Consider the following 13,352-nt stretch of genomic DNA (forward strand, 5'->3'; position numbering starts at 1 on the left):
AATTCCGAGTCACAAATCTAGAACTACTTATTCGCTTGAATTTTCAAATCTCTCACCTCCAGTACTTTATTTTGATTTGGATATAAAGCACTATTGATCATCGCCTTACCTAATTGACTACTAGTAATAATCGAATCCATCTTTTTCATCAGAGGAAAAAATGGACGCATTATCGCATAAAAGAAATTGTACCAACCCGTACTTGATTTCACTCCTTTCTCAGGGATAATACCACCTGGTCTTAGTGCATAAGCATCTTTAAACCCTTTTGCCAACAACATATTTTCCGTTCTGCCTTTTACTCTTCCCCACATCAGACTTCCCTTTTCACTACTATCAGTCCCTACCCCAGAAACATACTCAAATACGAGATCTGGATTTATTTCATAAAGTGTATCTGCCAAAGCTTTCGTCATATCGTATGTAATATGTGTATACTGTGCTTCAGACATACCAACGGCTGATACCCCCATACAATGGAAACAAGCATTGTACCCCCTTAACTGTTCTTTGATACTATCAATCTTTGTAAAATCCGATAACAGAACTTCTTTCAATTTTGGGTGCTGAATATCAATTGGTCTTCTATTGATCACCAATACAGCTTCTACGGCTTCACTATCCAAACATTCGATGAGGGCGGCTTTCCCAACCATCCCTGTTGATCCTGTAATAATTGCTCTTACGTTCATTATTTCTATTTTTAACTCAAACTAATATACAAAGCTTTTTTACGCTAAAGCTCCTTATCAATACAAAGATCGGTAGTTATCTTCTCTAAAATTTATACATTTCCCCGTTTGATGAACACATTTTTGGGAATAAAAAAGAGAATATACAATATGACTCTCTTGAGTTCTGAGGTTCTAGTAAAACTTCCTAGTGTAATACTTTTTTTGCTTCTTTTATAGCGACTTCCAAAAACTCATCGCGTCCTTCTTTCACTCCATCTACTGTCTTTTCTACCCAAATATCAGGCTGAATACCAACTCCATGATGCTGACTCCCATCATGCTTAAATACTTTCAATCCTGTCCAAGATACAGAAATATCACCAGCTAAATTAAATGGGTTAATATCTCCATTAGTACCTGCTGTAGGCTGTCCGACGATAGTGGCAAGATCATAATGCTCAATAAAACTCATATAACTTTCAGCATAACTGATCGCTCGTCCATCCGTGATAAAAATGATTTTTTTATCGCTCAGTTTACTATTCCTTATGTATGAAAGATTCCAAGCATGCTTTGTGTAGCCTACTATATTTTCTTGGTCTGGATAAATGATTTTAGGTACTTGCATCCACTGTCTACTTGTATCTTTTTGAGGAAGTAAATAATTGATTAAAAAATGACTCCCTTTTGGATACCCTCTCAAGTCACAGATAATGGCTTTACTTTCGTTTAATTCATCCATTTTAGCTTTGATCTCACTCCATGTTATTTTATCCAAATTCAGATAAATAATCCCATCTTCTATCGTTTTGTATTTCTCATTTTCTATGAAGGAATCAAAATAGATATCCGTATTGATGTTACGAGTAACACGAACTTCCCTCTCCTCTAACAACAACTTTAGCTCTGTTCCCCTACTTCCCTCAAGACTTTTCCAAGATGATTTATATTTCTGCCAGCCATTGGTAGCAGCTGAAATCCGTTCTTCAATTTTTTCAAAATAAAACAGTGCAGGTTTTCCGTCCACCATCATTACTTCGTCTCCAACAGTTAGAGGTATATTTTCATCAAATACCTGTGTTATAATCAATTTTTCTTCTATCCACTCCCATGCAAAAGCAGGGAAATACTTTTCTGTCTCTGACTGGTAAACATTAATATGTCCGTCTTTTAGTTTTGCTGTAAATCGTTCTAGGTTCTTAATATGTATTTCCATTATATCTGGAGAATTAAAACTATACTGCAAAGCCTCTTCTAAAGCAAGATCCCAATCCGTTCCTGTTTCATCAAAATAGGGGTAAAAATGCTGAAAAACGTTGTAGGTATTTACGATGTTACCTAGTCTCAAACCTAATGAACACCCTACGGTATTTATTCTGGCTAAACTCTGATTTAAATTAGTATTCTCTGCATCTGAAGCTCTTGGATAAGTCGCTACCTTATTTTTATATAAAACCAATGGGATTTGACATGAAATTGTATTGGTCAAGGGCTTTTGAATCAATTCTCCAAAAGTTGGTTCTCCTTTAAATATCATTTGCGACTTTTTATGAACACGAACACTCTTATAAAGAGAATTAGAATACTTCATCCCCAAACCTAAACCCTCGTGCTGCCAGTATGTTAGTTCTTTAAATTTTTCTTCTCCTTTAGGGCTAATCTGTGAAATGTCATAGGCTACTTCATTTTCCTTGAAATAAATTTTGATTGAAGGAGCAATCGGATGGAACAGCTCTTGAAGACTTGCCAATAACTCAGTATCAGAATTACAGCTTTCTACTTTTTCAGCTCCATAAATCGAAAACTTCTCCCAATCCACTTTTGAAGCCTCTTCACTCGGGTGAAAATACTTCACATAGCCATACAATTTTGCGAATGCTTTTAAGCCTTCGACTTTCGAATAACTTTCAGATGCATTGACTGAAAAGTACGAAAAAACAAGTAGTAATAGAGGAAATAGATGTTTCATAAACAATTGATTTTAGATCACTTATAATTCGAAAAAAAATATTTATGACCCTAAACTATTTTACGATATCCATCGGACATAGTAGCATATCAAAATACAACATCTTATAACTTGATTTTGAATTATTTATTGAAAATCAGTTAAAAGAAGTCCTTGAAATTAATATTTAGTAATTCTATTTGTTTCCTAGTCTTATATTTGAAAATAAACTGACAATATTTTTTCAATATGAGTTACAAAGTTGAAACCGTAGATAAATCAAATTATAAGGAGATTGTTGATGTTTGGGAAGCTTCGGTAAGAGCTACACATACATTTCTTACAGAAGATGATATTCAATATTTCAAACCGCTCATTTTAGAACAATATTTAGACGCTGTTGAACTCCGCTGTGTAAAAGATGATCAACAAAAAATATTGGGATTTTTGGGAGTAGCAGAAAAGAAGGCAGAAATGCTTTTTTTACTTCCCGAAATGAGAGGAAAAGGGATTGGAACGGCTTTAATGGATTTTGCCGTAAAAGAATTAGAAGTGGATAAAGTTGATGTAAATGAAGACAATCCTGAAGCGACAAGGTTCTACTTAAATTATGGCTTTCAGATCGTTTCTAGGTCTGAGACTGACCCTTCGGGAAAACCTTTTCCCATTTTACACATGGAATTGAAAAAGCATCCACTTAATTGATAAATGGATGCTTTTTGTTTGGGTTGTGCTTGTCTCGGATTTTGGACTTTGGAATTGACAATTTCACAACCCTAACTGATTCAATTATTGCTTCACAATTTTCTGATAATATGTACGACCTTCTGAAACTATATGAACGATATACACACCTGTTTGAAGTGATGATAAATCATAACGTTCTTGGTTATTCTCAAAAGAACTAACCAAAGTACCTTCTAAAGTATAGACTTTTAATGAAGAAACTAGAGCTTCAACAAGCAAATAATCGACAACAGGATTCGGATAAATACGAACACTTAATTCCTCTCTTTCATTGCTAGATAAAATTGTTGACCATTTAGCATATAATGTCAAATCGCCTGTCATATCAGTTGAGATACTCGTAATAACCTGTGTATAAGCATCATCTGTAAACCAACCTTCAAAGTCATAATTCGTTCTACTTGCTGCTAATAATTCTACTGATTCTCCTTCAGTATAAGTTGCTGGGTTTTGATGTGTATGAGCATCAACATAAGTAATGTTATAAACTTCAGGAATCATTTGCCACTTTGCATATAGTGTCAAATCACCTGTCATTTCAGCTGTAATTTCTGATATTGATTGAGTAAATTCTGCATCTGTAAACCAGCCCTCAAAAGTATAACCTTCACGAGAAGCATCTGCCAAGGTTACTCCTATTCCTTCGGTATAAGTTGCTGGGTTTGCATGGTCATAAGCATCAACGTAAGAAATTGACGACTGAACTTCAACAACTTCTTCACAATCATCTCCTACTGTATAAGTAAAATCTTTTGTGATTGTAAAACCTCCTGCATAAGCAAACTTACATGCTAAAGTCAATGCTGTGCCTTCTACTTGTTCAGTTAATTGAACAGAAAATACACCATTATTTTCAGCCATCTGAGTTTCTACAAATCCATCAGTTCTATTGAATAAGAACGCTACTACACCTACTTGTTCATCCAATAATTCAAAGGTTACATCTACTGTTGTACCTGTTGTTGCAAAATTATAATTATAGCCCAGGCTAAGTGCATCTCCTTCTACTACTTCTGTTGAAACTCCATTACATGCTGTATTGGAGTTCTCTTCTTCTGTCCATTTTGCATAAACCGTAAGATCACCTGTCATTTCTGCTGTAATCTCTGATATGGATTGCGTAAGCTCGGCATCTGTAAACCATCCTTCAAAAGTATAACCTGTACGGCTTGCATCTGTCAATGTCATTCCTACTCCTTCGGTATAAGTTGCTGGGTTTGTATGATCGTAACCATCTACATAAGTGATACTATACTCCCCTTCTACTACTTCGCCACAATCATCTCCTACTGTATAAGTAAAATCTTTTGTGATTGTAAAGCCTCCTGCATAAGCAAACTTACATGCTAAAGTCAATGCTGTACCTTCTACTTGTTCAGTTAATTGAACAGAGAATACACCATTATTTTCAGCCATTTGAGTTTCTACAAATCCATCTGTTCTATTGAATAAGAACGCTACTACACCTACTTGTTCATCCAATAATTCAAACGTTACATCTACTGTTGTACCTGTTGTTACAAAATTATAATTATAACCTAGGCTAAGTGCATCTCCTTCTACTACTTCTGTTGAGACTCCATTACATGCTGTATTGGAATTCTCTTCTTCTGTCCATTTTGCATAAACCGTAAGATCGCCTGTCATTTCCGCTGTAATCTCTGATATTGATTGCGTAAGCTCCACATCTGTAAACCAACCCTCGAAAGTATAACCTGTACGGCTTGCATCTGTCAATGTCATTCCTATTCCTTCTGTATAAGTTGCTGGGTTTGTATGATCGTAACCATCTACATAAGTGATACTATACTCACCTTCTACTACTTCACCACAATCATCTCCTACTGTATAAGTAAAATCTTTTGTGATTGTAAAGCCTCCTGCATAAGCAAACTTACATGCTAAAGTCAATACTGTACCTTCTACTTGTTCAGTTAATTGGACAGAGAATACACCATTATTTTCAGCCATCTGAGTTTCTACAAATCCATCAGTTCTATTGAATAAGAACGCTACTACACCTACTTGTTCATCCAATAATTCAAACGTTACATCTACTGTTGTACCTGTTGTTGCAAAATTATAATTAAAACCTAGGCTAAGTGCATCTCCTTCTACTACTTCTGTTGAAACTCCATTACATGCTGTATTGGAATTCTCTTCTTCTGTCCATTTTGCATAAACCGTAAGATCACCTGTCATTTCGGCTGTAATCTCTGATATGGATTGCGTAAGCTCCACATCTGTAAACCAACCCTCGAAAGTATAACCTGTACGGCTTGCATCTGTCAATGTCACTCCTACTCCTTCGGTATAAGTTGCTGGATTGGTATGGTCATAACCATCTACATAGGTAACATTATAAACCATAGAACCTTGATCATCTGATAGCGTACCATAAACTTCCATTTCCCATAAACTATAACCATATGGTAAAGCTCGCTCAATACCTAACATTTTCACATAACGACCAGAGCCAGTTACTTCCAAGTCATCAATGCCACCATCACTTTCTGTCTCTGAGAAAATTGTTGTCCAATTCGTTGCATCATCAGAGATTTGAATATCATAAATTTTTCCGAATGCCCCTTCCCAATTCAAAAGCACACGATTTACATCATATTTAGCCCCTAAATCAATGTACAACCATTGGTCATCATTAAAAGCACTTTCCCAACGAGATGTTTCGTTTCCATCTACAGCTAAAGCACCATCTCCAGAAGAAGCTGTTGTTGTTTTTCCTAAAGCAATATTTTGTGGAGCATTAGCATCTTCTGACCATTTTGCATACAACCAAATATTAGCTTGACTGTCTGTCCCGATTTCAGAGATTGGTTGAGTTAAAGCCATATCTGTAAACCAACCTTCAAAAACATATCCTTCACGAGAAGCATTCGTAAGCGTCACAGCTGTTCCTGCTGTATATGTAGCAGGATTCGAATGCTCATAAGCATCTGCATAAGCAATTGCATACACTGCAGGACTTTGCCCAGCGGGTACACCATAGACCTCCATTTCCCACAAACTGTAGCCATAGCCTGTACCTCTTTCTACTCCTTGCATTTTCACATAACGACCTGTTCCACTCAGAAGAAGTTCATCAATTTCACCATTCCCTTCTGTCTCCGTAAATACGGTAGTCCATGTTGTTTCATCTTCAGAAACTTGAATTTCATAGGCTTTTCCAAAAGCGCCTTCCCAATTTAAAATAACACGATTTAAGTCATAGCTTTCCCCTAAATCGACTTGTAACCATTGGTCATCATCAAAATCGCTCTCCCAACGAGAAGTGCCATTTCCGTCCACAGCCTCAGCTGCATTTCCTGAAGAAGCCACAGCTGTTTTATTCAATGCCAAATTTGCATTCTCAGCAAACGCATTGGAGAAGTTAAGGCAGTATCCTAGAAAAAAAAGGATGAGCCCCATTTTAGTAAAAATTCTCATTGAAGTTTAAGTTAAGGTGTAAAAAACATCAACACCTAATCGGTGTTAATCTGAATTGAAGTATTTATTTATAAAAAGTTTTTTCGAGCTCTGTGCTGATAAAAAATGATCATGCTGCCCAACCTATACTTTTCAATATAGGCTAGGCATTTTATTTCTGCTTAATTGAAACTTAACCAGTTCATACACACAGTTCCCTCATTTAAAGTGATTCTAAGGGTGTGTTTACCTTTTTTCAAGGGCAATGGAATTGTGGCCGTATTCCAAATAAAATCCTCTGTTGTATTCGCTAAGTTGTAAATCGTTTCTTCGCCATCTACTTCTATTTTAAGTTCTGCATCAACAAAACTTGCATAGCGGATTTCAAGATCATAGGTCTTCGTTTGTAGTGGTTCAATCTGATATTCAACCCATTGATCTGGTAAAAAATTATAGAGTTCTAATGTGTTATTCGGTGCTTCAGAGGTCACTCTTACTTTAGGTCCATCTACCCAGCCTGCTTCTCCAACACCATCTGACACACTGATTGAAGTATAGTGTTCCGCTTCAATCTGCTGCCCTTGCTGATAGTAAATGCTTTTATCTTGTGTAGACATTTGTGTATACACTTTGCCTAAAGAGGTCAGCTCTACATCTACTGCATTCTTTAACAAAAACATATATGGAAAAGCATCCTCACTGCCGCTTCCTCTCGGAATAAACCAAGCATATCTGAAAATGTCAGGATCACTTTCCAAATAATTAATTGCATCTGCTAAAAAACGCTGCTGACTTTCGGGAGTTACATGTCCTTCCCATGCACAAAACTCTGTCAACCAAATTGGTTTTCCATATTTCTTAAATCGTTCTACGTAAGACTTTAAAGCTGAAGCATTTGGCATATAACAATGAATAGAAATACCATCTATATCTGATTCTGGAACTAATGAAAAGAATTCATCTAACCATACAATCGGATCATGGTAACCTTCCAAAGTACCGTAATTCATGGCAGGAGAAATGATTTTTAATCCCAATTCATCTGCTATGGATTTTACCTCACCCCATTTCGCCGCTGCTTCTTGAGGAGTCATTCGGGCTTGATCAACCAGATTCGGCTCATTAAATGCTAAAAGATATTCCGTATTTGGATTTCGACTAACGTATTCTCTAATTGCTGTTTCATTTACTCCATTCCAAGCCATTGGGCAAAAATCAATCTGCTGTTCTTTCATGGCTTGATCAAAAGTTGAACTCTGTCCCGGCCCCCAATTGTAAGACCAAGAAACCCCAGTTCCTAAAATCTCAATATCCTCTACAAACTGATATGCAAATGAAACACCTCGTTTCAGACTCTTGGACTGAGCAACAGGATCTGGGAACTCATCAAGTTGATCAATAGTCCCTTCTTCTCTACAAGAGAAGAGGGACACAATTGATAACAAGGTTACAAATATGATTTTACTTTGTATTTTCATCACTAGTTCAGTTGATATGCTCTTACATAGTCAATTTCATAGCGTACAGGCTCATCAAACATCGAGTCATCGATACCTTGCGCTCCCCCCCATGATCCTCCGATAGCAAGGTTCAGAATGAAGAAGAATTTATCATTGAAAGGCCAATCTCCCGAATCTTGTAATTGCGGCGTTTCTGCAAAAGTTTTCGTTTTTACTCCATCTACGTAAATATGAATTCGGTCAAAGCCCATAAATTCATTTTCTACCCATTCCATTGTGATGACATGGAATTCATCTGCTACAGCATAATCAAAATACTGTTCTCCATGAGGATTCTGTCCATTCATTCCATTTTTAGTCAGGGTGTGTAAGGCACAATGGAATACGTTTGGTTGATAACCTACATGCTCCATAATATCAATTTCTCCTGCACGAGGCCAACTACCGTATCCCAACATCCAGAATGCAGGCCAAGTACCTCTTCCTTTTGGTACTTTCAGTCTTGCTTCTACTTTACCGTATTTGAGGTCTACTTTATCTTTCGTTATGATACGTGCCGAAGTATATTGCTTTCCTAGATATTCTTCTTTTCTAGCTTCAATAATCAGTTTTCCATCTTCAACTCGAATGTTTTCAGGACGATCTGTGTAATACTGAGCCTCATTATTTCCACCTCCAGAACCATTTACTTCGTAAGTCCAGTAATTTGTATTTAAGGTAGTTCCATCAAATTCGTCTGCCCAAACTAGCTCATAAGTTCGTTCTGGTACGGTCACTACACATGATACTGTATCTTCACCTAAACTTGCCGTAATTGTAGCGGTACCACTTTGAACGGCTGTCACCTGTCCAAAAAACACAGTTGCCACCGTTTCATTGTCGCTCGTCCATACTAAAGGTGCATTGGTATTGGGTGCCTCAGTAATCGTAATTTCCATCGTCTCTCCAACTGAAAGTTCGAGTGTTTCATGGCTTAAAGTGAAACTTTTCAATTCATTTTCTTTGCTATCACTTTCACAAGAAAAGAATACCATTTGCAGTAAAAACAGGAATAATATTTTAAGTCTCATTTCTCAATCTTTAGAAGAAAAGGGAAGCCTAGAACCTCCCTTTAGGTTATTCAATTATTCAACTTATCAAAGTACAAACCGTCAATTATACGCCACTTTAAAGCGTATTTGCATGTTCAAATTGACGGCTATTATTTAGCTTCAAAATCTGTGTTTCCTTATCGATCATAATTTTGAATGCACCTTCCTCCAAAGTCCATTTAAGGTCTTTTCCAACAAAAGCTAAATCGCTCGCCTTTAAAGTAAAGCTTACTGTTTTTGTTTCTCCAGGAGCTAGTTCAACCTTTTTAAACCTTCTCAACCTTCTGCTGTCTGGGGTTATTGATGCTACAAGATCTTTCGTATAAAGCTGTACAACCTCTTTACCTAATCTTTCCCCTACATTTTTCACCTTTACACTTACTGTAAAGCTATCTTCGGGACCAATTTCTGATTTTGAAAGTTTTAAATCTTTGTAAGCAAATGTGGTATAACTCAAACCATAACCAAAATGAAACTGAAGTGGTAAAGACGAATCATAATTATACATTCCATCCATTTCATTTGATGATTCCGAAGGTTTATGATCATAAGTTCCTAGCGCATTTGGGTACATTGGATAAGAATACGGGAGTTTACCACTCGGATTCACTTCACCAATAAGTATATCTGCTAATGCATCTGCTCCGAAGTTTCCAGGTAAATAGGTCTGAATAATCGCACTCATGTCTCTATCAAATTGAGAAATCAGACGCGGACGACCTTCGTTTAGCACCAATACAACTGGTTTACCTGTTGCCGCTAGAGCTTCTGCTAACTTTCTCTGATTCTGAGAAATATATAAGTCATGCAAATTACCAGGACTTTCTGTATATGTATTTTCGCCTAAACAAAGAAGAATTACATCTACGTTTTGAGCTGCTTTTACCGCAGCGTTTATATCAATAACATGCTCTTCAAAATACTGCCCTGCATGATTATATGTGACACCTTCCACAAACTTGACATTGGTTTCGCCAAACTTTTGTTGTACCGCTTCTAAAATCGTGTTGTACCCCTGTGCAAAGGCTTCTACTTTTTCACCCTGCCAAGAGTAGGACCAACCTCCATTTAACGTACGCATAGAATTTGCATTTGGCCCCGATACAAGAAGCTTCATCCCTTTCTTTAACGGCAAAATTCGCTTATCATTTTTCAATAATGTGATCGATTCCGCTGCTGAATTGTATGCCATTTTCTCAAATTTCTCACTACCAAATTCTGGATAGTCATCTTTTGATGGATAAGGTTTTGTAAACAAACCTAACTCCAATTTCAGCTTTAAAACTCTACGAACGGATTCATCAATTCGCTTTATGGATATTTCACCTTCGTTCACCAATTCTACAAGTAAATCTGTAAACTCAAGCGTGTAAGGCACCATAGACATATCAATACCCGCATTAATGGCCAATTTAATAGCCTCTTTATGAGTTGCTACTACTTTATCTCTAGTTTGTAAATTCTGAATATCTGCCCAGTCAGTTACGACCAAACCATCAAATTTCAGTTCGTCTCTTAACAGAGTCGTCAGATAGTCAACATTGGCATGTACAGGTTGTCCATTAATGATGCCTGAATTAATCATGATCGTATGTGCTCCTGCATCAATTGCGGCTTTGTAAGAAGGCAAATAATGTTCTCTCAATTCAATTTCTGGCAAGTATGCAGGTGTACGATCTTTTCCAGACTTCTCACTTCCATAACCCAAGAAATGTTTGATACATGCAGCAACTTTTGTAGAATCTGATAATTCATTATTTTCTCCTTCATAACCTTTTACGGCTGCAATCCCCATTTGAGCATTGAGGTAAACATCTTCTCCGTAAGTTTCCCACATTCTTGGCCATGCTGGATTTCTACCCATATCTAACACTGGAGAGAAATTCCAAGGGATAGCACTCGCTCTTGTTTCATAAGCGGTTACTTGTGCTCCTTGTTTCACCAAATCAGGATTCCAAGTAGCTGCCATTCCTATTTGTTGCGGAAAAAATGTTGCCCCTGCTGTATATGTTGTTCCATGAATTGCATCTATACCATAAAGACATGGAATTCCTATTTCTTGCATGGAAAGCTCTTGAATTTCAGCAATAACTTTATTCCATTTTTCAACTGATCTTGCTCTATTATTTGCCGTATTCAGAATAGAACCTACTTTGTGTTTCGCTATTGCTTCTTTCAGTAGTTCTATATCCAATTCTAATGGTTCATCACTCACGTAAACATTTTCCCCTTTCGTAACTACGTCTAGGGTTATTTGAGTCATTTGCCCTATCTTTTCTTCAAGGCTAAGTTTGCTCAAAATTTGCTCAACTCGCTCATCTATTGTTCGCTCTGAACGGGTAATTTCGGTTATACTCTCCAAGGTTGGAGCACTCTTTAGCTTTGAATTACATGCCCATAGGCCTGTGCCTACGGCTGCAATCATTGCTAGTGATAGTTTTAATTTCCAAGAAGCCCTCATCGTATGTAAATCTTATCTTCAGTAAGGGAAAAGAGAAACAGTTGCTCCTCTTTTCCTTTGAATGTTTAGTTGTTTAGCTCGAAACTTGAAAAGTAAACTGTACCAGCTAAGGTATGTCCTTCTCCTCCGAACTGTAGTGTTAGTCGATCATATTTATCTTGATCAGCATATGCTGAGAAGTCAAAAGTAAGTTCTACCCAACGTCCTAATTCATCTTCAGTTAGCGTATAGACTACCTCTGCATTATCGCTATTTTCACCATCTGTAGAATCTTCCAAACGTAAGCTAACCGTTGGACTAAGTGTCATGTCCCCTAAACCTTCTGCGTTTGAAGCTGCAGGAGATATCGTTTCAAAGTCATTTGATGGAAGACAATATACTTTTAGCGTAAATGTATTTCTTTCACTCAAATCTAGACGATATGGAAGTTCTGCTGTATAGTTTTGATACCAAGTATTTTCTCCTGTTCCAGATTTTCGAGTATATCTACCTACTGTTTCTGCATCATTTCCATTGAAGTCAATATTTGGGAAAGCTTCCAAGAATTCTAATGCTCCACTTGTTTCAAAACCGATATTTCCATTCCCTGAGAAATCATCGAATAAATCTTGTGAATCAAGCGGCTTTACATCTTTTGGAATCTCTTTGTCTGCAATTTCCTTTGGTCTGAACTCGTAGTACCAAGCAAAATTATCACTTTCCTCAACTCGTAGGTAGAGACGGTTCTCTGTCAATTCCATGATTTCAAACTCTTTCTTGGCTCCTGTGTACCAACTTAAGTATGCATTATCTGAAATGACTAAATATTTTGCAGCTCCTCTACGTTCAATTTTCCATGTCCAATCTTGCGCATTTACAGTAACATCCACTTTCCAACCATCTTCTTCTGAACCTCCTGAAACAGTTCCGCCAAATTCATTGGTAAAAGCGGCTAAAGCATTATTGTTGACATAAGCATCGCCATTATTTTTCAATTCATACTTCAAGTCATACTGACTGAAAATCAATTCATCGTCATAGTGTCCGAAACCCTCTTTTTCCAATGATTTAGCTATCCATTCATTCGGGTAGAAAAATTGGCGAACGCCCCTTCCTTGATGTCCTTCAACATATCTGCTGAATTTCCATACTTTACCATTTAGAGCCTCAGCTCCACCCGTTAGAAAATTATAATCTGGAATATCAACCAACGAATAATCTGTCTGATCAATGACAATTGTATTTTTATTTGAAGCCTGTCCCGACTTGGTTACAATAGTAAGTGTTACCTCATAACTACCTGCTTCAGCATAAATTCCTTGTACAGTATTTCCTTTTGCGGTCTCTCCATTTCCAAAATCCCAATGTGCAATCGATGCGACACTTGTATTGGTAAACTCAATCACATTTGGATTCTCTTCAGATACTTTGAACGTAAATGTCGCATCTGATGAGGTAGGAACAGGCCCTAAGTCAACGCTTTCATCTACACAGCTAAAGCATAGAGATACAAGCAATAAACAGCTACTGAAAATGTATTTATAATTTTTCATCTCATCTAGGCTTAAA

General features: G+C 37.0%; 8 protein-coding genes. 1 reads left to right on the forward strand and 7 read right to left on the reverse strand.

Annotated features, from left to right (window positions below):
* Nucleotides 1-23: 23 nt before the first annotated feature.
* Nucleotides 24-692: an NAD-dependent epimerase/dehydratase family protein gene (locus BC781_RS09590; protein WP_109617022.1), complete on the reverse strand. Its 669-nt coding sequence runs from the start codon at nt 690-692 to the stop codon at nt 24-26.
* 187 nt (nt 693-879) lie between these two features.
* On the reverse strand, nt 880-2,643 hold the full coding sequence (locus BC781_RS09595) for a S41 family peptidase (RefSeq protein ID WP_109617023.1): 1,764 nt from the start codon (nt 2,641-2,643) through the stop codon (nt 880-882).
* A 228-nt stretch (nt 2,644-2,871) separates the two neighbouring features.
* On the opposite strand from BC781_RS09595, the gene BC781_RS09600 reads away from it, so the two are divergent.
* Nucleotides 2,872-3,327, forward strand: a complete 456-nt coding sequence (locus BC781_RS09600; protein ID WP_109617024.1) for a GNAT family N-acetyltransferase — start codon at nt 2,872-2,874, stop codon at nt 3,325-3,327.
* 84 nt (nt 3,328-3,411) lie between these two features.
* On the opposite strand, the gene BC781_RS09605 is transcribed toward BC781_RS09600, so the two are convergent.
* The 5 genes from BC781_RS09605 to BC781_RS09625 form a co-directional block, all read right to left on the reverse strand.
* Nucleotides 3,412-6,813 (reverse strand): InlB B-repeat-containing protein, encoded by a 3,402-nt coding sequence (locus tag BC781_RS09605; RefSeq protein WP_109617025.1) that lies wholly within the window; start codon nt 6,811-6,813, stop codon nt 3,412-3,414.
* A gap of 161 nt (nt 6,814-6,974) precedes the next feature.
* Nucleotides 6,975-8,270, reverse strand: a complete 1,296-nt coding sequence (locus BC781_RS09610) for a glycosyl hydrolase (RefSeq protein WP_109617026.1) — start codon at nt 8,268-8,270, stop codon at nt 6,975-6,977.
* 2 nt (nt 8,271-8,272) lie between these two features.
* The gene (locus BC781_RS09615) at nt 8,273-9,322 is read right to left on the reverse strand and encodes a family 16 glycosylhydrolase (protein ID WP_109617027.1); all 1,050 of its coding nucleotides are present in this window, start codon (nt 9,320-9,322) and stop codon (nt 8,273-8,275) included.
* A gap of 97 nt (nt 9,323-9,419) precedes the next feature.
* A complete protein-coding gene (locus tag BC781_RS09620) occupies nt 9,420-11,804 on the reverse strand; it encodes a glycoside hydrolase family 3 N-terminal domain-containing protein (protein ID WP_109617028.1) in 2,385 nt (794 codons plus the stop codon).
* 65 nt (nt 11,805-11,869) lie between these two features.
* A complete protein-coding gene (locus BC781_RS09625; RefSeq protein ID WP_109617029.1) occupies nt 11,870-13,336 on the reverse strand; it encodes a PKD domain-containing protein in 1,467 nt (488 codons plus the stop codon).
* Nucleotides 13,337-13,352 lie beyond the last annotated feature (16 nt).

Origin of the sequence: Sediminitomix flava (assembly GCF_003149185.1) — a bacterium.
Lineage (GTDB): Bacteria > Bacteroidota > Bacteroidia > Cytophagales > Flammeovirgaceae > Sediminitomix > Sediminitomix flava.

Bases quoted from the DNA above. Each gene is read 5' to 3' on its own strand.
- BC781_RS09600 (WP_109617024.1), top strand. From the start codon at position 2,872: ATGAGTTACAAAGTTGAAACCGTAGATAAATCAAATTATAAGGAGATT.
- BC781_RS09605 (WP_109617025.1), bottom strand. From the start codon at position 6,813: ATGAGAATTTTTACTAAAATGGGGCTCATCCTTTTTTTTCTAGGATAC.
- BC781_RS09610 (WP_109617026.1), bottom strand. From the start codon at position 8,270: ATGAAAATACAAAGTAAAATCATATTTGTAACCTTGTTATCAATTGTG.
- BC781_RS09615 (WP_109617027.1), bottom strand. From the start codon at position 9,322: ATGAGACTTAAAATATTATTCCTGTTTTTACTGCAAATGGTATTCTTT.
- BC781_RS09620 (WP_109617028.1), bottom strand. From the start codon at position 11,804: ATGAGGGCTTCTTGGAAATTAAAACTATCACTAGCAATGATTGCAGCC.
- BC781_RS09625 (WP_109617029.1), bottom strand. From the start codon at position 13,336: ATGAAAAATTATAAATACATTTTCAGTAGCTGTTTATTGCTTGTATCT.
- BC781_RS09595 (WP_109617023.1), bottom strand. From the start codon at position 2,643: ATGAAACATCTATTTCCTCTATTACTACTTGTTTTTTCGTACTTTTCA.
- BC781_RS09590 (WP_109617022.1), bottom strand. From the start codon at position 692: ATGAACGTAAGAGCAATTATTACAGGATCAACAGGGATGGTTGGGAAA.